The sequence below is a fragment of the Vibrio nigripulchritudo ATCC 27043 genome, from assembly GCF_000222685.1.
Lineage (GTDB): Bacteria > Pseudomonadota > Gammaproteobacteria > Enterobacterales > Vibrionaceae > Vibrio > Vibrio nigripulchritudo.
In genome coordinates this window covers 52,597-73,976 of the sequence record NZ_AFWJ01000289.1, presented here as the reverse complement: position 1 = coordinate 73,976, position 21,380 = coordinate 52,597, and the positions used below count along the sequence as shown (strand labels likewise).

The window sequence follows — 21,380 nt, the reverse complement described above, 5'->3', positions numbered from 1 at the left end:
CCAGCTAGGTAAATGTGACCCGTTAACGGGGGACTTTAACAATCAGGAACGCGACTTTTTCGAAACACACATCGAATTCTACAACGCCAAAAATGTCACCAACAAAGGGGTTGAGCTGTTAGCGCATCATAAGCTGTCTCGTCAGTTCGAAATTCTGGGTAACCTGTCTTACAACGAGATGTCTTCCGAAGATCCTTTCGTCGGGCACCAATCCAGACCTTGGGAGTTAATGACCGAAGCTACCTATCGTTTTGATAATCCCGATTTTCGCCCCTGGATCAAACTTAATGCCAGATGGGTGACAGACAAACCAGAGGTTAAGCAAGTGGATGGTTTCGATGCATTTGATCTCTACAACCTGTACTTTGGTTTCAGCTATAAAGCGGCAAAACTGAATGCGGGTGTTCGTAACCTGACCAACAAGGTTTACCATGAACCTTATGGTGCTCTTGATGGTTTAGGTCGTTCATATTTCGCTAACCTGACTTTGTCTTACTAACCTTCCTCGCACCCAGTCATTCTGGGTGCGATTAATAGTCCTCCCAGTTCATATGTAAATTTCGCATAACATACTGAATATAAAAGATATAACTCTTCTGTCTTAATATGAAATCGAAATTCCAATAATGAAATTGATTCTCATTAACATCTAAATGGATTCACGTAAATTAAGGTGGATTTTTTAGTTGCTTGAGGATAGAAGCATGACTTTCAGATACTGGCCACAGTTCAAATCGACCTCGATTGCTCTGGCTGTCAGTACCGCACTGGTGGGATGTGGGGGCGGTGACTCGTCTTCTTCAGCGGTACCCGATACCCCGGTTACGCCACCGACATCAACCAAACAACCAGTAAACGTGCCACCAACACTTGCGATTTCGGCACCCGAACGCCAAAGCGAAGGTTCGATCGTCAGTATCCGTGTGGAAGCCAAGGATGCGGAAGATGACAAACTGGACATTCGCTGGGGACAAAAAAGTGGTCCTGCTGTGCCACTTACTAAAGTCAATGACACACTGAACTTTGAAGCGCCGGATGTGCAGCAAGAAGAAACGCTTGTTTTTGAAGTCAGTGTCAATGACGGACATAACTCGGCAGTGAAGCAGGAAGTCGCCGTTACTGTTTACCCATTTGGTGCGAAACCAACGGTTGTGGTTTCTCAGAATGGTGAAGTTGATGGTGGGCACAACTTTGAACTGGTTGGGTCGGCGACCGATGATGGTGAAGTCGTATCTCTGGCATGGGAGCAGGTGATTGTCGGTGAAGAACCAACGGTTGAGCTGATCGTTGGTGAGACTGGTAAAGCGACCTTTGCGACACCAAATGTCGGGCACAATCCGCCAGTGGAACTGACGTTCAAGTTATCTGCGACGGATAATGAAGGTTTTGTGTCTACAGAGACACAGCTTGTCACTGTGCGCCCGCTACCTCCAGAAGTAGCAGCGTCTGCACTGGGTAATCACCCTGGTGGTGTTGAGATTGCGATGCCGCTTGTTGTGACCAGTTATGCAGATCCTGTAACCCTGACTTACAAATGGGAGCAGGTCGGTGTGGGACCAGCGGTATGGTTGAAAGACACCGAAACCCCACAAGCAACAGCCGTTGTTCCTTACTCAAACACGATTGCAGATATCGCCATTCGAGCAACAGCAACGGATGCGTTCGGTCGCAGTGCTTCGGCGGAGTTTACCCTGACAGTAGAGCCGACCGATCGTCCAGCGCCTGAAGGTGACTTAATACTGAACGATACCGGGGCTAATCTGTGTGCAAACGACGCTTCTGACATCATCGTTGCACCTATTCCGGGCGGCGGTCCTGTTGAATTTAAAGACAATAACCGTGTTGACTGCACCTTGCTGACAGATGACGAAGGCTTATCCATTCCTGCAAATCAGGATGGTCACTTCGGTCGTGACGTGCTTGCAAAAGAAGGCAGGCTGGCAAAAGTTGGCAGTGGTCGAGCAGGATTTGATTTCTCTAAGCTGGACAACGAAGGGAATGCTCTACCCGTATCAGCAACAGAATGGGATTGTGTGAAAGATAACCACACTGGACTTATCTGGCAGGTCAAGAGCGACAAAACCGGTTTGCATGACAACACCAATACCTACACTTGGTATAACCCGGATCCAACACGAAATGGCGGTAACGAAGGGCTTCAGAATGGCGGTTACTGCTCAGGTTCTGACTGCGATACTAAGGCTTACGTTGAAGCAACAAATGCAGCTGGTTACTGTGGCATTAACACCTGGTCATTACCTACCTTCTATCAGTTAATTTCTATTGTGGATTTTGGTGCTGAAAAGAATACCGCAATGATTGATACGAATTTCTTCCCAGATACCAAAGATGGGACCTACTGGACTTCTCAGGCAACTCGTGGCCAGTACCAATACCCTTCGTACGTTGGGAATATTGTCAAAGTATTCCATTTCTATGAAGGTCTGCCAAACCAGTTCAAAGATGATCGTAACTACATCCGTTTAGTTGCGCAGCCAGAGCAGAATGCAGGAGGAGCACAGTAATGAACCTGAAATGGATTGCGCCAGTGGCGTTAATGATTTCTGCGACTGCAGGCGCGTGTGAATACCAGGAGAACCTGGAAGCTACCGCAACTGCTAATCGATTCACTTTGGGTGCTGATGGCACTGCCGTTGATAACATGACCAACTTGATGTGGACGCGTTGCACTCTGGGCAAAGAGTGGGACAACACGACTTCTGACTGTGTCAAAGTGGGTGATGTTCACCATAAGTGGTTTGAAGCACTAGAGAGCGCTGAAGCCTCGACTTATGCTGGTTATTCTGACTGGCGATTACCTAACATTAAAGAGTTGGTTTCTATTGTAGAGGTCGGCTGTTCTCGCCCGGCGGTGAATACAACAGTATTCCCAAGTATTCATGAAAAAGCGAAGCTTTGGAGCTCTACCCCCGCTCAATATTATCAGAGTCTCATTTGGCAAGTTGACAATATTGGCGATATTGGAGCGGTCAATCGAAACAACGGATCCGGTAGCCGAGTCTTGTTCGTTCGGGAAGTAGTACCAGTACAATAATCAGAGTCAAAAGAAACCCTCGCAGCAATGCGAGGGTTTTTTATAGGTAACACAAAATACTGGCAGCCAACTTAAGCCAGTAAAGTGTAGAGTCTGTTTTGCGTGTAACGTGATTTGTGATTCGGTTAATTCAGTTTTTTCTTGCAAATCCCGTTAGCATAAGGGCAGCCGTATTGGTGGAAGTGTTCAATCATTTCCGTTCTGTATTGAGAAGGTCCCGTACCAAAAACGCGTTTAAACGCATTGCAAAACGTCGCAGGGTTTTGGTAACCACTAGACAAAGCAACAGCCTTTACTGAAACATTCTCATGACACAGCATCCTGCTGGCGATATGAAGTCTCATTTTATTTAAGTATTCGCAATACGTCGTATCCAGATAACGACGAAAATCGCGTTCGAGTTTTTTCCGATTTGGATAAGCGAGCTGTTCAACCAGCCAAGGCATATGGATCTTCTCGCCAGATGAAATAGCGTCATTCAGAATGCTATCGATCCGCTCTTTCCATTGTTGAGCTTCAGGCGTGTTCATTTCCATGTCGGTACTCCAATTTTTATTGTTATACGTTTATGCAAAAGGGCAAGCCCGCTAGGACTTGCCACTTTAGATGTTTCAATTAGTGCGCGATAAAGCGCTTTTCATCGGTTTCTATTCGAACCTTTCGGACTCGTCCGTCTCGGGTGAGACGAGCCTGTAGCTCATTGAGATCCACTTGTTTGGAAGCGGTGAATACTCCTAGCTTAGAGCCGGGGGTATAGCTTGAAAGCAGCAACCCGAAGTCATGAGCGATCTGGCGAAGTTCGGATTCATCCTTCACCAGAATCAACAGTTTTCCGGTAACCGTAATGGTTTCCTGAGTCTGGGTGTTCAGAATACGGGTGCCTTCAACCAGTCTAGTTTTATCGTTGATAGCAGTTTCCGTTTGCCCTGCTGGTACAGAATCCGGGTGCAGTTGGTAAACCGGGTTTTGGGCAAATGCACCCCAGCTACCCAATACAGCGGAAAGCAATAATAGATTTTTCATATTAGTGACCTACGACTCTTAGGTTCGCCTTCTTGACCAGCGAATTAACCGTGTTGTTGAAGTAAGAAGAGTGGAAGTTACTTGCTTCATTGATGCCGCTACCCGACGTGTCCAAGAAGCGAAGTTTCCACTTACCTTTTGCGTTTTCTCCGTAGAAGGCGTTTGCCGCAATCAGAGAATCTTTCAGGATGTAACCGTCTGCATACAGAGGGAATGGGCTATGTGCCGTCTGAACAGGTTCCAGAATGGCCTGACGAGAACCAAGAAGAATGCTCTTAGTACCGGCTGGTGAGGTAACTTCAATGGCTAAGTCAATACCTGCTGTAGACTGGCGTCTACCGTTGATGTAGGTGTCTTTAATGAATTCCTCGTTGTAGATATCCAGCATAAACTGCATGCTTTCGATGGTGACGTTGTCCGCGACTTCGACAATGAGTTCAGCACCGCTGGCGTTGTTATCAGGGATGGTGATCGGATTGACAGGTTGACCGTCAGCATTTTGAGCAATACCTACAGACCAGTCTGTTTTGATCTGCGCTGGTAGCGGCTGCTTGTAATCCAGAGCCAGTTTCACCGCTTCACCCGCGTTAACACGACCGAAACCGTAATGGTTGTTGAAGTGGTAGCCCGCACCATTCTCAATCCAGCCCAGGTGAGCCACGAAGTTTCCGTTACCAGCTGGGATAGAAACTGTTGGATCTTCTGGGTTGTTTTTGTCTGATGTGCTGGCTAGAACGTGCTTAATATCACGCCAGCTTAGTGACGGGTTTGCAGAGGCAATCAGTGCAACTACACCAGATGTGTTTGGTGCTGCGGAAGACGTACCATTGAACGTGTTGGTGTAGTGGCACGTTAGGTTGTCTTCTTCCTTTCCTGCATTGAATGGGTAAAGGTCATGTGCAATTGCGTATTCAAATACGTAGTTATCCAGAACATCGAGTCGGTTTCTACCTGCATAGCCACGAAGACAGGTACTCTGGTCCGGAGTGATCATCGCCGGTTCCCAGTCGCCGTTTTCGCCAGCTGGAGCCGATACAAAGATGTTCGCGCCCGCTGTGGAGTAACTCGACTTAGTACCGTCCGCATTTACCGCACCGATAGCAATGTAATGCTCAAAAGAAAGGTTGGATTCTAATGCAGAGTTAGTACAGGTCAGACCGTACTCAATCGCGCCAGTGTGTTGACAGAAGTCTCCAGTAGAACCAGATGAAACAAAACTGTTCCCCGAAGACTTAACGTTAAGCGCACCTTTACCATCGCGAAGGTTGTTAACCGTGTGAGCGGTCATTTCAGCATCAATTTCGTCGTAGCTTTGGAAAGAGACCAAATCGCGTCCATAGCTTCGGTTGAACGCCACAACGGGTTCTTTCACGGAAATACCACTTCCCGTCATGCCATGACCGATCATATTGTCGGAATCAGACTGAGTCTCTAGGAAGTTCATGCCAATCAGACTGGCGTCAGGTGCAACGCCACGACCACCAAGGTTGTTCCAGCCCTTAGCTGCAATCAGTCCGGCAACTGATGTACCGTGATCGCCATTGATACCAGTGTTGGTTGGATCTGTAGGAGAATGTGCCCCACGCTTGAAGTTTAGGGAACGGTTTGGCAATACGTTGTCGACCAGATCTTCGTGGGCTATCTCAAGACCGCTGTCTACTACCACTACAATGGTGTCTTTACCTGTTACGCCCAAAGCAAAGGCGGCTGGCACGTTCATGTCTTCACCAGCAACGCTGGCAGGGCGCGCTTGTAGCTCTGCGATTTTTTCATCGGCTCGTTCACGTGAATAACGCAGTTTGCTGTTCATCAGGTAGTCGTGCCAAAGCTCAGCGATACCTTCTGGCTGGGCATAAGCCATCTGACCCGTGTTATGCAGATGCCATTGTTGATCTGCCAGTGGATCACCCAATACCTGGTCAATTTTGATGGTGACTGTTTCAGTTTGAGTGCCTGAATCGTTCTTCAGTGTGAACGTTTCTGCCTGTGCACTTTGCGATACATAGACAAGCTGATCACCACGTTTGATAACGTGACCATGCTGAGTTTCGATAACACCTTCCGTTGCTGTCAGTACTTTGTCTTCTTGCTCGATCGACCAAGTTGACAAATTCTCAGACAAGTAACGGTTCAGCCCGTGTGCTTTCCAGTGCTGCACATCTTGTGCTACCACATTTTTTTCCGCGTTTTTAGCGGCAGCAACGGGGGCCGTATTCTTTGTTGTACTGGACGTGCTATCGCTGTCATTACAGCCAGCAAGTGCTGAAGCAATCATTAGCGCTAACGTCGCTTTCCTGTACCTGTGTTCGATTTTCATTGGTTCCTCTGACATCAACAAATAAATCGGACACATGTTAATGGGAATAACTATCATTTACATTTGGATGTGATTTCAGAATGCGACAGTTTGTGTAACAAGAACTTTCATTTGAGACATTTTTATCCAATTGCGACGTGGAACCGTCAAATTGACGTTTTTGAGGGTGTTATGCGGTATTTTGTCGACACGTTCGTGACGTTTGTAACACTATTGTAAAGTTTGATGGTCCTCGCAATAAAGTAAAATGGGTAAACAGAAAAGCCATTTTGTAAATGGTGTGATGACTTATTAATATGCGAAACGTGTGTTTTCGGCAGCGTTCTCTTCGCCTTGCTTTTGCTCTTTCGATAACCAACTGGAAAGCTGAGCGTGGATCTCATACAATTGCGCCATTTCCTCACGCCTGATCATAAGACCGATGTAATAGCCTGAACGTCTACAAGACAGATTATTCCTCGCCATATGTGCCCGAGCCCCAGTTTATGTGGCTTATCAGGCGTGTTGTGCACCCAGTTTTTTGTGTTATTGCCTACATAGGGCAGTAAACCAGTAAGAAGATTATTGAAATGTCTAATTCTCCTTTTGTTCAAGAAGTGTCGAAGCGCAGAACCTTCGCCATCATCTCTCACCCTGATGCGGGTAAAACCACCATTACAGAAAAGGTTCTTTTGTTCGGACGCGCGATTCAGTCTGCGGGTACAGTAAAAGGTCGTGGCTCTAGCCAGCACGCTAAATCTGACTGGATGGAAATGGAAAAAGAACGTGGTATCTCGGTGACCACGTCGGTGATGCAGTTCCCATACAATGAATGTCTGGTTAACCTGCTCGATACTCCGGGACACGAAGATTTCTCGGAAGATACCTACCGTACACTGACTGCCGTTGACTCCTGTTTGATGGTGATCGACGCGGCGAAAGGTGTCGAGGATCGTACTCGTAAGCTGATGGAAGTTACTCGTCTGCGTGATACGCCAATCGTCACTTTCATGAACAAACTGGACCGCGACATTCGCGATCCAATGGAATTGCTGGATGAAGTAGAAAGCGAACTGAACATCGCTTGTGCTCCTGTATCCTGGCCAATTGGTTGTGGTAAAGAGTTCAAAGGCGTTTACCACATTCACCGCGACGAAACGATTCTGTACTCAACGGGTCAGGGTCATACCATTCAGGAAGAGCGCATCATCAAAGGTCTGGACAACGCAGAGCTAGATGAAGCAGTCGGTTCTGAGCTGGCAGAACAACTGCGTGAAGAGCTGGAACTGGTCGTGGGTGCTTCTCACGAATTCGATCGCGAACTGTTCTTAAGCGGTGAGCTGACGCCTGTGTTCTTCGGCACGGCATTGGGTAACTTTGGTGTTGACCACATGCTGGATGGCTTGACCGAGTGGGCTCCGCTGCCACTTCCTCGCCAGGCGAATGAGCGTGAAGTTGAAGCGCAGGAAGAAAAGTTCTCTGGCTTCGTCTTTAAGATTCAGGCAAACATGGATCCGAAACACCGTGACCGTATTGCCTTTATGCGAATCGTATCGGGGACTTACAAGCAAGGCATGAAGATGAACCACGTTCGTCTTGGCAAGCAAGTGAGCATCTCAGACGCCGTGACCTTTATGGCGGGTGACCGTTCTCGTGCAGAAAACGCATACGCGGGCGACATCATCGGATTGCACAACCACGGTACGATTCAGATTGGTGATACCTTTACACAAGGTGAAGCGCTGAAGTTCTCGGGCATCCCGAACTTTGCGCCAGAGCTGTTCCGTCGTATTCGCCTTAAAGATCCATTGAAGCAGAAGCAGCTTCTGAAAGGTCTGGTTCAGCTCTCTGAAGAAGGTGCGGTACAGGTGTTCCGTCCACTGCAAAACAACGACCTTATCGTTGGTGCGGTTGGTGTGCTTCAGTTTGATGTGGTTGTAGCTCGCCTGAAATCTGAGTACAACGTTGAAGCGATTTACGAGAGCGTAAACGTTGCAACGGCTCGTTGGGTAGAATGTGACGACGACAAGAAACTGGATGAGTTCCAGCGTAAGAACCAGACCAACTTAGCCTTGGATGGCGGTGACAACCTGAGTTACATCGCCCCAACCATGGTGAACCTGAATCTGGCTCAGGAGCGTTTCCCGGATATCAACTTCCGAGCTACTCGCGAACACTAATCGGTTTCTAAAGACCAACGAAAAACGTCGCCTTAGGGCGACGTTTTTGTTTGGGCTAACTTTGAAGCCGGGAAATGGTCGACTGCGCTAACTGACTGAGTATCAGTGAACACGACACCGCACCTGCATCCAACACGCCCACAGAGCGTTCACCCAGTCGGCTGGAGCGACCGATTTTGGACACCAAGTCTTTGGTCGATTCCGCCCCCGCTTTTGCTGCCGCTTCCATATTGCTCAAGCTACCTTCAAAGGAAAACTCTTCGCGCACACTTTTTTGCATCGCTTCTACTGCCGGAACCAGAGTGTCCATAATGCATTTGTCACCCACTTTGGCGTCGCTGATGTCTTGCAATCCGATTAGCCCTTCAGAAAGAATTTCAGCAAAATCCTGTTGAGTAATTTGCTCTTTGCCATCGGCTTCAAGCCCCATTGCGACAAATACGCTGCCGTAAATCGGACCCATAGAACCACCAATCGAGCCCATTAAAATGTTGGCCAATACCTGAAAAGCCTGACCCAGATTAACATCGTTCAGCTTTTCCAGATCCGACTTACACAATGCAAATCCCTTTGCCATATTGATGCCGTGGTCTCCATCACCAATCAGCCCGTCAATCTCGCTAAGGTAAGCTTTGTTTTCAACAATTACATCGCAAATCTCAATCATGATGGCTTTGCCGTCGAGTGCATTTAGGTACGCCATAATCAGCCCTCCTGATGGAATCCAATGGAATGTGCGGGTGCGTCGATAAGCGGTTTCAGGCGCTCGTCCGCTTTCATAACTGTCAGGGTTGCGCCATGCATTTCCAGAGAAGTGAAATAGTTACCCACGTATTGTCGGTGAATGCGAATGCCCTGTTGTTCGAGTAACGTAGCCACCTCATAATAAAGAATGTGCAGTTCGTTGTTGGGGGTTGCACCTAAACCAGAAATCAACACCACAACATCATCACCGGATGAGAAAGGAAGATCATTAACGACGGCGTCCGTCATTATTTTTGCCATTTGCGCTGCTGGAACCAGATCGCTGACATCAATTCCCGGTTCACCGTGATGCCCGATACCCACTTCCATTTTTCCCGGTTCTATATGAAAGTTTGGCTTGCCAACCGCAGGGATAACGCAGGGAGATAAACCAATTCCAATACTGCGCGTGCTATCTATGGCGTGCTGTGCGAGCTCAATGACCGAGTCCAAATCGTCGCCTCTTTCAGCCGCCGCTCCGGCGACTTTCCACATCAGGATTTCACCAGCGACACCACGACGTTTCTCCAAATCAGTCGGAGGGGCAGAGGGGACATCGTCATTTGCAATGACAGTTTTTATAGTAATGCCTTGTTTTTCTGCCATTTTACACGCCATCTTGACGTTCATATTGTCGCCCGCGTAGTTACCGTATAAGCAGGCAACGCCTTTTCCTGAATCGGCGGCTTTGGCGGCATCCAGAAAACTGATGGCAGTGGGAGAAGAGAAAATTTCACCGACAGCGACGGCATCCAGCAGGTTACGTCCTACATACCCAAGAAACGCTGGCTCGTGCCCGGACCCACCACCCGTGATAACGCCGACTTTTCCCGGTGTTAACTGGCTGTTTTTTACTACTCGTGGATTGTCGGTTGCGGTTATGTACTGAGGGTATGCAGACAAATAACCCTTGAGAGAGTCTTCGACGACCTGGTCTGGGTCATTAATGATTCTTTGCATCATAGTAGGTTCCTTCCTTCTATTTTTGAATATTGGCTAAATGTGAAAGTGCAAAGGGGTTATGTATATCTTAGTCTTTCTTATTCGAGACATTTTCATAAAACTGAATTCGCTCAACTTTGGGACCAGAGCGACCAGCTTCAAATTCCGACTCCAGAAACGCCTTTACAATCTCTTTGGCAAGCTCGGTTCCAATCACTCTCGCACCTAAAGTGAGAATTTGGGCATTATTACTCTTTCTGGCGCGCTGAGCTGAATACGTATCATGAGCCTGCGCCGCTCTTATTCCCGGGACTTTATTGGCAGTGATCGCCATACCAATACCTGTCCCACAAAACAAAATGCCCCGCTGGTGTATACCAGAGCGAATCGATGTTGCCAGTTCATAGGCTACGTCTGGGTAACTTGTACCATCCAGACAAAGATCACCAAAATCTTCAACATGAAACCCCTGTTCTTTGAGAAACGCCATGATGGAATTCTTCAAATCTGTTGCTGCATCATCACTGCCAATGGCGATTGAGAAGTCGTCCATCTTGCCTCCTTACCTTTTTTGCTCATGTGTTTTTGTGTTGAACATATGAACGGTTAATTTTCATTTGTGTTGACTAGGTTGTTGTAAAAGTGACCAAGTGTCAATTGTGTAATTTTAAAAATATCAATAGTACTTATGGTTTTTAAAATGTATTTATCTAATTAAAACAGATATTTATTTTCATTATTTATTTTTGGTCTTATAAGTAAGATAAACCATGTTAAAAATATGTGATCTCAAACATGCATTGTTCAAATGTTGGTCATATTATTCAAATGAACAGATTGAGGTGTGGATGTTCATTTTCACAGTGAGTGGGAATGCAGGCTTCTTGCTTCTGTCTATCCTATAAAACAAAGCCATAAAAAATTGAGTTGTGCGCTCAGAAGGAAAGACTTTGGCTGTAAACAAAGGGAATGATTATGAGACATGCTTTTAGGAAAACCTCACTGATGCTGGCAACAGCTGCTCTCCTTATTGGCGCTCAGACGGTGTCTGCAAAAACAGTGCGAATTGGTGCTGCTGTTTACGGATTGCAGGCAGAATTTATGCAGCTCTGGAGTAACGCGGCAAAGCAGCATCCTGCTGTGAAGTCAGGCGACGCAGAAGTCACGGTTTTTGATGGGCGTTACGACGCGCTAGTGCAGGAGAACCAGTTTGACACCATGGTGACTCGCCAGTTTGATGCCATCGTTTTCGTTCCTATTGATGCAGTCGCATGTGCGAGCGCAGTGGCTAAGGCGGCTGCCGCCAACATTCCTGTAGTGGGATCAAATACCCGCTGTAACTCGGATCAGCTCGCTTCCTTTGTGGGTTCCGATGATGTGAAAGCAGGGGAAATGGTCGCCAATGCAGTATTAGAGAAAATTGGGTTTAAGGGCAATGTGGTGGTGATCGAAGGACCGATTGGTCAGTCGGCGCAAATTGACCGCGCACAAGGCATCAAAAATGTTCTTGATAAAAATCCAAACGTGAAGGTATTGGAAAAGCGCACCGCAAATTGGTCTCGTGCGGAAGCACTCTCCCTAATGGAAAACTGGCTGACGGCACATCGTGGAAAAATCGACGGCATCATTGCTCAAAATGATGAAATGGCTCTGGGCGCAATCGAAGCCATAAAAGCGGCTGGGCTAAAAGTTGAAGACTTCTCTATTGCGGGTGTGGATGGCATTACCGATGCGTTAACCGCAGTAAAAGATGGCAGCATGGAATCGGTGCTTCAGGATGCTGAAGCTCAGGCGCACGGTGCAATTGACGTGGCTATACGCCAGGTCGTTGGCAGCAGCTACCAACCCAAATCCCCAATCTGGGCAGCTTATAAAGCGGGCATGCCATGGAATGATGGTGCGCAAAAACATTACAACGTGCCCTGGACGCCAGTCACCTTGGAAAATGTTGACCAGTTGCTCAGCAAACGCGGGAATTAATCTCTGATCATAATGGCACCCTTAGCTTGTGGTTTGGGGTGCTTGTTTACATATTTAGCAAAGGAGACAGGCATGCAGCGAGTACCCAATCATGAGTTTTCACTGAGTGGAAAAACGGCGATGGTCACTGGGGGAGCCGCGGGGATTGGTCATGCAATTTGTGAGGCGTATCTGGCAAAAGGAGCGAATGTCGTTTTACTGGATGTGCACCCTGACGTTGGGAAGATTGCTGAGCAATTAAGTGAGAGCAATGCCGTCGGCATTGAGGTTGACGTCACCAGTCGTCAAAGCATTCAACAGGCGACAGATGAAGTAAAAAACCGATTTGGTGGCATCGATATTCTGGTGAACTGCGCTGGGATCGTTGCTCTGGATGATGCGCTGGAATTGTCCGACCAGGATTGGGACAACACCATGAATATCAACCTGAAAGGTGTGTACCTAATGAGCCAGATCGTAGGAAGAGAAATGGTGGCAAAAGGGTACGGTCGAATCGTGAATATCGCTTCTCAGGCAGGCATGGTCGCAATAGATAAACATTTAGCCTACTGCGCGAGCAAGGCGGGGGTTATTTCCCTAACACAGGTTCTGGCTCTGGAATGGTCACCAAAAGGGGTCACCGTGAACGCGATATCTCCGACTGTCGTTTTAACCGAGTTAGGTAAAAAAGCGTGGTCGGGAGACGTGGCAGAAGAAATGAAACTGAAAATTCCCACACGACGCTTTGCCGAGCCTCATGAAATCGCGTCAGCTGCGGTTTATCTCGCAAGCGATGAGGCAGCGATGATCAGCGGAGCCAATCTGGTGATCGATGGCGGATACACCATCCAGTAATCGGAGAGCAAGATGACGGAATATGTTCTGCAGGCGACGGGCATTAAAAAAACATTTTCGGGTGTTGTAGCGCTAAAAAACGGGGAGCTGAATCTTCGAAAGGGCACCATTCATGCGCTGTGTGGGGGTAATGGGGCAGGGAAGTCGACTTTTCTGAACGTGCTCATGGGCATCTATGCCAGAGATGAAGGAGAGATACTGCTCAACAGTTTACCCGTAAAATTTGCCAGTCCGTCGCAGGCACTGAAAGCTGGAATATCTTTTATCAGCCAGGAACTGGAACCTGTTCCCGCAATGACGGTAGCTGAAAATATCTATCTCGGACGTGAGCCTAAAAAACTGGGTGGGCTGGTGGTCGATAAAGAGACCATGGAAGCCAATACCACGAAACTGCTTAAAGAGCTTAAATTTGATATTTCCGCTACGGCGTTGATGCGTGATCTTAGCTTATCTCAGATTCAGTTGGTGGAGATTGCGAAAGCCATCTCTTATCAGGCACGCATCATCATTATGGATGAACCGACCTCTGCTATCGGTGAGCAGGAGGTGGATGATCTGTTTGAAACCATGCGCCAGCTTAAAGCGTCCGGCACATCCATCATTTACGTTTCACATCGCATGAACGAACTGTTTCGCATTGCCGATGACTACTCCATTTTCCGGGACGGTCAGTTTATTCAATCCGGCTCAATGCAGGATATCGATCACCACGAGCTGATTAACTTAATTCTTGGTTCTGAACTGGAAGAAGAATACGCCAAATTCAACCAACTAACCGATGAGCCACTTATGCAGGTTCACCAGTTGGGGCATGAAGAAACGTTTGAGCCCGTCGACTTAACCCTTCATCAGGGGGAGATTCTTGGAATTTTTGGTTTGATGGGTGCAGGAAGAAGCGAATTTCTTGAAACGGTGTTTGGCATTCGGGAACCCAGCCAGGGGGAGGTCGAGCTGAATGGCGAACGTTATCTGCCTGACTCACCTAAACAAGCCATGAACAAAGGGCTGGCACTGGTAACAGAAGACAGAAAAGGCAGTGGGCTATTTCTAGAATCGAGTGTGCTTCAAAACATTTCTTATGCCTCCCTGAATCACTTGTCGCGCTGGGGGGTGTTGAAATTGAATCGGGAGCAAGACGTATCGAATGACATGTTTGATCGCTTCTCAATAAAAGCCACCAAGGACATGCCCGTCAAAAGTCTGAGTGGCGGCAATCAGCAAAAAGTGGTGTTAGCGAAATGGATGGCGACTCAACCCAAAGTTCTGTTGCTGGACGAACCCACAAGAGGGGTCGATGTAGGTGCCAAGCGGGAAATTTACCAATTTATGTCTCAATTTGCCCAAGAGGGACGAGCCATCATCCTGGTTTCCTCTGAAATACCGGAAATATTGGGAATGAGCGACAGAGTGATTGTATTTCGCAAAGGAAAGGTGGCAGGAGAACTGTCAAAAGAGGCGCTCAGTCAGGAAGCGCTCTCAAGACTCGCATCTTAAGTGCCCAAAAAGCTAATCGAAGGATTGAATTAGATGGATACAAAACAACAAGTACAGACAAATCAAAGTGCAAACGAGAGCCACAAGGTGAATTGGCGAACCTTCGCTGCGAAGTATGGAATTGTCTTAGCCTTCATTGCGATTTGCCTTATTTTATCGATCGCCAGTCCGTACTTTTTAACCGCTAACAACCTGATCAATGTCCTTCGTCAAACCTCAATAAACGGGATACTTGCGCTTGGGATGACCTTTGTCATTCTGACTCGGGGTATCGATTTGTCTGTCGGGTCAATGGTGGCCTTCACTGCCATGGTTGCCGCAAGCTTTGCAACGGGGTCGGGTAATACCGCCGTTATGGCACCGGTATTACTTGGTATGGGCGCTGGTCTGGCACTTGGGGCAGCAAATGGCTTTGTGATTGCTAAGTTTGCGGTTCCTCCTTTTGTGATGACCCTTGGCATGCTCAGTATGGCGCGCGGACTGACTCTGATTTACAGCGACGGGATGCCAATTTCCAATCTCAACCCAAGTTACAAGTTCATTGGGCAAGGCTTGGTTATGGGTGTACCAATGCCCGTCATTCTGTTTGTGGCGGTGTTTGCCATCAGCTGGTTTGTGCTCAGATACACTACCTATGGGCGTTATGTGTATGCCGTAGGTGGTAACCCCAAAGCCGCTAGAACGTCGGGAATCAGCGTTAAGTGGGTGACGTTCAGTGTTTATGGCATTGCGGGTTTGCTAAGTGGTTTGGCGGGACTGATTTTGTCTGCCCGAACTTCCGCAGCTTTGCCACAGGCAGGCGTCGCCTATGAGCTGGATGCGATTGCGGCGGTTGTGATTGGAGGAACCAGTTTAGCGGGTGGAGTGGGAAGCGTTGTAGGGACGCTATTTGGCGCCTTGATTATCGGTGTTCTAAACAATGGTCTCGATCTTCTTGGCGTCTCTTCTTTTTACCAGCAAGTCGTCAAAGGAGCCATTATTGTGTTGGCAGTCATGATGGATCGTTCTCGATTGAAAGAGTGATATACCTTTTGTTCATTTGATTTGTGATTAATTCAAATGTTGCGCATTTTTGTGCAGTTTTGGCTAAGCCTTATACAAATGAACCGACTCTACTTATCTGAATTTTCAAATCTCATTTAACTTCGTAATTATTCTCTCATCTTTAAAAGCCCCATTTTATGGGGTTTTGTTTCTTAATTGTTTCGATTTTGTTTTAAATTTGAGGGTGTCTATCTGTCATATTGTGATATTTATCACTAAATGTTCAAATGTTAGTAGTAGTATACAAATGAACAATATTTAAACAGTATGGAAACTGTGATGACAAATAACAATGCCTTGCTCCCGGCAAAAAGGGGAGGATCCTCTTTGTGGTTATGGCTTGGATCGCTCGCCTTGACCGTTGCAATCATTCTGGACACCAAAGTGGTTGTGATTGGTTCTGAAGACGACACTCGCCAACAGGCATTTTCTGTTGATGGTTATGCTTTAAAAACTTTTCCCGAAATTCAAAGCAGCATTGTCTCCCGAGCGGTGGACGCTAACGAGCTTGCGAACGCAATAACAGAAAACAAAAAGAAGGCGGCCGAGAAATACGGCGTAAAGTCCAAAGGTGGCATCGGTTCTGTTATTCCCGTTTCATTTCAGGGGCTGGTTGAGAAAGGAAAGTCGGGGATTCTTTCGGTCAACATTGAAGGCATTCCAGAGAAGATCCGAGTACGAGTTCAGACTGGACCTGCCATCAATGGGACGGATCTTAGGGATGCAACCGGCACCATTGGGTTTAACCAGTTTAAAAACCAGATTGAGTATCAAGATGTCGGGGCGGCGCTCAACAATGAAATGAAAAGGCAGGTGCTGTCTTCGATAGACAATAAAAATCTGGAAGGGAAACGGATTGCTGTTACCGGCGTATTCAAATTGATCAACGCCAAAAACTGGCTGGTCACTCCGGTTAAGTTTGAGGTCCAGCCATGAATCCCAATAACAACATGAGTACCGACGTGATCATGGAAGCGAGGCAAGTGTCCAAGTCTTTCGGTAATACTCACGCCCTGAAAGCCGTTAATTTTTCTATCTATCGCGGCCAGGTCACCACACTGTTTGGAGAAAATGGGGCAGGGAAGTCGACGTTGATGAATGTCCTGTCCGGTATTCTTCGCCCATCTAAAGGCGACATTCTGCTTGATGGCAAACCGGTGATGTTCCATTCCGCCAATGAAGCTCGCGCGAAAGGGATTTGCATCATTCATCAGGAACTGAGTCTGGCGCCCAACTTAAATGTTCGTGACAACATTTTTTATGGGACGTGAAATTCAGACCTCGTTTGGTGTGGACTACGCAGAGGAAGAACGTCAAACACGCGAGCTTATGAACGAGCTGGAAGAAGATATCGATCCTCTCACCCGAATAGAAGACCTTCGGCTTGGTCAGCAGCAACTGGTAGAAATTGCGCGAGCTCTTTCCGTTAATTCCAGAATTCTCATTATGGATGAACCCACTTCAGCGTTAAGTGCTGCCGAGGTTGAGGTTCTGTTTAAGGTGATCAGAGACCTCACCAGCCGGGGAGTCTCCATTGTTTATATCTCACACCATCTGGAAGAAGCGCTACAGATTACCGATCACGCACTGGTACTTAGAGATGGTGCTATGACGGCATACGCTCCTCGCGCTGACATCGACCTTAGCTGGATTGTCAGGCATATGGTGGGGGACAACTACAGTCTGGGTCAGCCTCCTCAGGAAGCGATGCAGGAAGAGGTTGTCCTCAATATTAACAATCTGTCTGTCGATGACCCTTCTGGCTCGGAGTTTAAGTTGGTTGACCAGCTCTCTCTTAGCCTTCATCGAAATGAAATCGTTTGCATTTACGGGTTAATGGGCGCTGGCAGAACTGAGTTAATGGAGTGCATTGCCGGACGCTTAAAGGAATCGTCCGGTCAGGTTGAAATGAACGGACAGGCGCTCACAGGCATGAGTATCGCTGAGAGAATCGATGCCGGGCTGGTGTTAGTACCCGAAGACCGACAACGCGACGGTCTGGTTCAGACCATGAATGTCGGGAGCAACCTGTCACTTGCCAGTATCGGACATTTTGTCCGGCGTTATCTGCTCTCCAGTGGAAGCGAAGCTGCTCTGGTTTCTGACTCAATTCAGAATGTCACGATAAAGACCGATGGTCCTGACAGCCATATTGGCGCTTTGTCTGGGGGGAATCAGCAGAAAGTGGTGATAGGAAAAATGCTCGCCACGCAACCTAAAGTGATTCTTCTGGATGAGCCCAGCCGAGGAATTGATATTGGCGCAAAAGCAGAAGTGTTTAAGTTGCTTAGCCAGCAGGCGAACCAAGGGTTATCCGTCATCTACTCAACCTCCGAAATCGAAGAGTGTTTGAGTATTGCACATCGAATCGTGGTGCTTCGACGAGGAAAAATTTCAGCCATTTTTGATTCGAATGCAGTCAAGGAAGACATCATGGCGGCTTCAGGCGAATCACTCATCGCCTAGAAATCATCACCAGAGAAACCACTCACCAATCATTATGGAGTAAGGGATATGTCCACTGAGGTACAGACGTCACGATTGGAAACCAAATCGCAGCTTAGTAAAGGGAAAGAGCTGGCTCGGTTTTTATTGGAAGGCAGAGCGTTTTTCGCTTTGATTGCCATCGTTATCTCCTTTTCGCTGCTGTCTCCCCACTATCTCACCGTCGAAAACATGATGATCATGTCATCGCATGTCGCGATTTTTGGCTTGCTGGCGATAGGCATGCTGCTGGTGATTCTGAATGGCGGAATCGACCTTTCTGTCGGGTCGACCCTCGGCTTGTGCGGTGTATTCGCCGGGTTCCTGATGCAAGGCATCACCATCGAATGGGGAGGTGTGATTCTCTATCCACCCGTCTGGGTAGTGGTTCTACTGACGTGTGGTCTGGGTGCCTTGGTTGGAGTGATTAACGGAGTGCTGATTGCCTACCTGAAAGTACCAGCATTTGTTGCCACTCTGGGAACACTTTACGTTGCCAGAGGAGTGGCACTACTGATGACAAACGGGCTGACATACAACAAGTTGGCGGGGGAACAGCTTCTTGGAAATACAGGCTTTGACTGGCTTGGATTCAATCGAATTGCGGGTGTGCCCATTGGAGTCATCGTGCTCGGCGTAGTGGCTGCCATTGTCGCCATCGTGCTGATAAAAACCAGCTTTGGTCGCTGGCTGTATGCGTCTGGTGGTAACGAGAGAGCAGCGGAACTCTCAGGCGTACCTGTAAAACGCGTCAAGGTCTGGGTTTATGTAATTTCTGGAGTGTGCGCCGCCATTGCAGGGCTGGTGCTCTCTTCTCAACTGACCTCAGCAGGACCGACGGCGGGGACCACTTATGAGCTGACTGCCATTGCGGCAGTCGTCATCGGCGGAGCTACGCTAACCGGAGGCCGAGGCAACGTAAACGGTACGCTTTTGGGCGCATTCGTCATCGGCTTCTTATCGGATGGTCTGGTGATGATTGGCGTATCCGCTTACTGGCAAACCGTGTTTACCGGCACCGTAATCGTCTTTGCTGTGTTACTTAACAGCATTCAGTATGGTCGCCGTTAGAGTTCAGGTCATGGTCGTTGCTAGGTTCCAGTTAACCGCAATGCCATGACCAAAACGTAAGGATGTAAAACTTAGGACAAGGAGCAATACCAATGAACAACAAATTAAAAACCATTTGGCTGACTTGGCTTTCAGTCGTTGCCGTTGTGTTTAGCGGAACTGCGTGGGCAAACGGATTGATTTCAATCATCATCAATGACCCTTCTAACCCGTATTGGTACACCGAAGGTGAAGTGGCAAAAGCGACAGCATTGGAAATGGGCTATCAGGCAAACGTGAGCGCCCACAAAGGTGACACCAATACCGAAAGTAAATTGGTTGATACTGCCATTACCAACAAATCCGTTGCCATCATTCTGGACCCTGAAAATGCCGACGGTTCGATAGGTGCAGTGCGCAAAGCAGTGAACGCTGGTATTCCAGTCTTCCTGATTAATGCTGAGATTAACCAGGAAGGATTAGCCAAAAGCCAGCTCGTGTCGAATAACGCTCAGGGAGCAGCACTCGGTGCAATGCAATGGGTAGAGAGTGTCGGTGAAAGCGGCAAATATGTAGAACTGTTTGGTGCGCCTTCGGATAACAATGCCGCGACGCGCTCCAACGGTTTCAAAACGGTGTTAAGCCAATACCCAGATTTAGAGCTAGCAGCGTCCGATGTGGCTAACTGGGATCGCACTCAGGGCTACAACAAAATGCAGTCTATGTTGCAGTCCAACCCAGACATCATTGGTGTCATCAGTGGTAACGATGAAATGGCGTTAGGTGCTATTGCCGCGCTAAAAGAGTCCGGAAAGCTTAGCAATGTCAAAGTGGGCGGGTTTGACGGTTCACCTGATGCTGTCGATGCCGTTAAAGCCGGAGAACTTGAGTACACCGTTCTTCAGCCTGTGGCTGTTTTTGCTGCTGAGTCTATCCGTCAGGCAGACAACTTTATTCGAACAGGTAAGACAGGTGCGGATACCGAGAAACAGCTATTCGATTGTCTGCTCATAACCGCAGACAACGCTGATAAATACACTGGTCCTTTTGTGTTGGCGGAGTAAGTCAGCTCAAGAGTTCCTACTCAGTAAAAGGAGAAAGCGATGTGTGAACAACATGTGTCAGCTCAACAGCGTGCTGAAACGGCTATCCCTACGACCATGTCGGCTGTGGTGGCATATGCCCCCGGTGATTACCGCTTGGAAGAAGTCTCGTCTCCAGAAATCAGTGCTGGTGAAATTCTGATAAAAGTTGAAGCGTGTGGCATCTGTGCTGGTGACCTCAAGGCGTACCATGGGGCTCCCAGTTTCTGGGGGGATGAAACTCAGCCCGCATACATAAAAGCCCCCATGATACCGGGTCACGAGTTCATTGGTCGGATAGTGGCGATCAGTGAAGACGTGGAAGGCTTCGCTGTCGGCGACCGAGTGATATCGGAACAAATCGTGCCGTGCTGGGATTGCCGATTCTGTAAAAGTGGTCAGTACTGGATGTGTCAGAAACACGATGTTTATGGGTTTCAAAACAACGTAAATGGCGGGATGGCGCAATATATGAAGTTCCCCAAAGAAGCCATTAACTTCAAGGTGCCAGAAGATCTTCCGATAGAGAAAGCCGTATTGATTGAACCTTATGCATGCTCATTTCATGCGGTTCAGCGAGCTAACATTCAGCTAGGCGATACCGTGGTTATTGCGGGGGCGGGTACGCTTGGTTTAGGCATGATCGGAGCCGCTAAAAAAGCGGGCGCTGAAACTTTAGTTGTCTTGGACATGAAAGACGAACGGTTAGAGCTGGCAAAGAAATTCGGTGCGGATATCGTTCTGAATCCTTCCAAAGTCGATACCGAAGCAGAAATCAAAGCCATAACCGAAGGTTATGGGTGCGATGTGTACATTGAAGCTACTGGTCATCCCAAATCGGTCGAGCAAGGATTGCTTTGTATCCGAAACTTAGGGCGGTTTGTGGAATTCAGTGTATTCAAAGATCCTGTGACGGTGGACTGGAGCATCATCAGTGACAGAAAGGAGCTGGATGTGCTGGGCTCGCACTTGGGACCTTACTGTTATCCTCTGGTGATCAAGGGGATTGTCGATGGCAGCTTACCCACAGAAGGGGTCGTCACGCACTTCTTACCACTCAGTGAATTCGAGAAAGGATTTGAATTGGTGAGCAGCGGTAAGGACGCCCTCAAGGTGGTGTTAGTTCCTTAAGAGAAACATCCCCTTACCCAAAAGGCAGTAAAGCTCAGTGG

General features: G+C 47.9%; 20 protein-coding genes. 14 read left to right on the top strand and 6 right to left on the bottom strand.

Annotated features, from left to right (window positions below; translation table 11 throughout):
- Positions 1 to 229: 229 nt before the first annotated feature.
- The 3 genes from RH89_RS30620 (at position 230) to RH89_RS22865 (ending at position 3,055) form a co-directional block, all read left to right on the top strand.
- The gene (locus tag RH89_RS30620) at positions 230 to 499 is read left to right on the top strand and encodes a TonB-dependent receptor (protein WP_004407146.1); all 270 of its coding nucleotides are present in this window, start codon (positions 230 to 232) and stop codon (positions 497 to 499) included.
- Between the two features lie 205 nt (positions 500 to 704).
- The gene (locus tag RH89_RS22870; RefSeq protein ID WP_004407143.1) at positions 705 to 2,525 is read left to right on the top strand and encodes an Lcl C-terminal domain-containing protein; all 1,821 of its coding nucleotides are present in this window, start codon (positions 705 to 707) and stop codon (positions 2,523 to 2,525) included.
- On the top strand, positions 2,525 to 3,055 hold the full coding sequence (locus RH89_RS22865; protein WP_004407142.1) for an Lcl C-terminal domain-containing protein: 531 nt from the start codon (positions 2,525 to 2,527) through the stop codon (positions 3,053 to 3,055). The genes RH89_RS22870 and RH89_RS22865 overlap by 1 nt, the downstream gene beginning before the upstream one ends.
- Positions 3,056 to 3,180: 125 nt before the next feature.
- Here the strand turns inward: RH89_RS22865 and RH89_RS22860 are convergent, their stop codons facing one another.
- The 3 genes from RH89_RS22860 to RH89_RS22850 form a co-directional block, all read right to left on the bottom strand.
- Positions 3,181 to 3,591 (bottom strand): helix-turn-helix transcriptional regulator, encoded by a 411-nt coding sequence (locus RH89_RS22860; protein ID WP_004407140.1) that lies wholly within the window; start codon positions 3,589 to 3,591, stop codon positions 3,181 to 3,183.
- Between the two features lie 79 nt (positions 3,592 to 3,670).
- On the bottom strand, positions 3,671 to 4,078 hold the full coding sequence (locus tag RH89_RS22855; protein WP_004407138.1) for a hypothetical protein: 408 nt from the start codon (positions 4,076 to 4,078) through the stop codon (positions 3,671 to 3,673).
- Position 4,079: 1 nt separating this feature from the next.
- On the bottom strand, positions 4,080 to 6,395 hold the full coding sequence (locus RH89_RS22850) for a S8 family serine peptidase (protein ID WP_038147082.1): 2,316 nt from the start codon (positions 6,393 to 6,395) through the stop codon (positions 4,080 to 4,082).
- Positions 6,396 to 6,964: 569 nt separating this feature from the next.
- On the opposite strand from RH89_RS22850, the gene prfC reads away from it, so the two are divergent.
- The gene (prfC, locus tag RH89_RS22845; RefSeq protein WP_004407127.1) at positions 6,965 to 8,554 is read left to right on the top strand and encodes a peptide chain release factor 3; all 1,590 of its coding nucleotides are present in this window, start codon (positions 6,965 to 6,967) and stop codon (positions 8,552 to 8,554) included.
- A 55-nt stretch (positions 8,555 to 8,609) separates the two neighbouring features.
- Here the strand turns inward: prfC and dhaL are convergent, their stop codons facing one another.
- The 3 genes from dhaL to rpiB all read right to left on the bottom strand — a co-directional run bounded on the left by dhaL (position 8,610) and on the right by rpiB (position 10,793).
- Complete coding sequence (gene dhaL / locus RH89_RS22840) at positions 8,610 to 9,257, bottom strand: dihydroxyacetone kinase subunit DhaL (RefSeq protein WP_004407125.1); 648 nt, start codon at positions 9,255 to 9,257, stop codon at positions 8,610 to 8,612.
- Positions 9,258 to 9,259: 2 nt separating this feature from the next.
- The gene (locus RH89_RS22835) at positions 9,260 to 10,261 is read right to left on the bottom strand and encodes a dihydroxyacetone kinase subunit DhaK (RefSeq protein WP_244410434.1); all 1,002 of its coding nucleotides are present in this window, start codon (positions 10,259 to 10,261) and stop codon (positions 9,260 to 9,262) included.
- Positions 10,262 to 10,328: 67 nt separating this feature from the next.
- Complete coding sequence (gene rpiB, locus RH89_RS22830) at positions 10,329 to 10,793, bottom strand: ribose 5-phosphate isomerase B (RefSeq protein WP_004407122.1); 465 nt, start codon at positions 10,791 to 10,793, stop codon at positions 10,329 to 10,331.
- A gap of 422 nt (positions 10,794 to 11,215) precedes the next feature.
- Here rpiB and RH89_RS22825 point away from each other — a divergent pair, with 422 nt between their 5' ends.
- The 10 genes from RH89_RS22825 (at position 11,216) to RH89_RS22785 (ending at position 21,339) form a co-directional block, all read left to right on the top strand.
- Entirely contained in the window at positions 11,216 to 12,220 is a 1,005-nt protein-coding gene (locus RH89_RS22825; RefSeq protein WP_038147111.1) for a substrate-binding domain-containing protein, read from the top strand.
- A 72-nt stretch (positions 12,221 to 12,292) separates the two neighbouring features.
- Positions 12,293 to 13,054, top strand: coding sequence for an SDR family oxidoreductase (locus RH89_RS22820; protein ID WP_004407118.1), 762 nt, complete (start codon positions 12,293 to 12,295; stop codon positions 13,052 to 13,054).
- 12 nt (positions 13,055 to 13,066) lie between these two features.
- Positions 13,067 to 14,548 carry a sugar ABC transporter ATP-binding protein gene (locus tag RH89_RS22815; RefSeq protein WP_004407116.1) on the top strand — a complete coding sequence of 494 codons (1,482 nt, stop codon included), beginning with the start codon at positions 13,067 to 13,069 and terminating at the stop codon, positions 14,546 to 14,548.
- A 33-nt stretch (positions 14,549 to 14,581) separates the two neighbouring features.
- Positions 14,582 to 15,571, top strand: coding sequence for an ABC transporter permease (locus RH89_RS22810; protein WP_004407115.1), 990 nt, complete (start codon positions 14,582 to 14,584; stop codon positions 15,569 to 15,571).
- Positions 15,572 to 15,871: 300 nt separating this feature from the next.
- Positions 15,872 to 16,528: a DUF2291 family protein gene (locus tag RH89_RS22805; protein WP_004407113.1), complete on the top strand. Its 657-nt coding sequence runs from the start codon at positions 15,872 to 15,874 to the stop codon at positions 16,526 to 16,528.
- On the top strand, positions 16,525 to 16,863 hold the full coding sequence (locus RH89_RS30270; protein ID WP_206536149.1) for an ATP-binding cassette domain-containing protein: 339 nt from the start codon (positions 16,525 to 16,527) through the stop codon (positions 16,861 to 16,863). Before RH89_RS22805 ends, RH89_RS30270 begins: the two co-directional genes overlap by 4 nt.
- The gene (locus tag RH89_RS22800; RefSeq protein WP_206536148.1) at positions 16,853 to 18,058 is read left to right on the top strand and encodes a sugar ABC transporter ATP-binding protein; all 1,206 of its coding nucleotides are present in this window, start codon (positions 16,853 to 16,855) and stop codon (positions 18,056 to 18,058) included. The genes RH89_RS30270 and RH89_RS22800 overlap by 11 nt, the downstream gene beginning before the upstream one ends.
- A gap of 48 nt (positions 18,059 to 18,106) precedes the next feature.
- Positions 18,107 to 19,147: an ABC transporter permease gene (locus RH89_RS22795; protein WP_004407111.1), complete on the top strand. Its 1,041-nt coding sequence runs from the start codon at positions 18,107 to 18,109 to the stop codon at positions 19,145 to 19,147.
- Positions 19,148 to 19,239: 92 nt separating this feature from the next.
- On the top strand, positions 19,240 to 20,190 hold the full coding sequence (locus RH89_RS22790) for a D-ribose ABC transporter substrate-binding protein (RefSeq protein WP_004407109.1): 951 nt from the start codon (positions 19,240 to 19,242) through the stop codon (positions 20,188 to 20,190).
- A gap of 39 nt (positions 20,191 to 20,229) precedes the next feature.
- Complete coding sequence (locus RH89_RS22785) at positions 20,230 to 21,339, top strand: erythritol/L-threitol dehydrogenase (RefSeq protein WP_004407107.1); 1,110 nt, start codon at positions 20,230 to 20,232, stop codon at positions 21,337 to 21,339.
- The last annotated feature ends 41 nt before the right edge of the window (positions 21,340 to 21,380 follow it).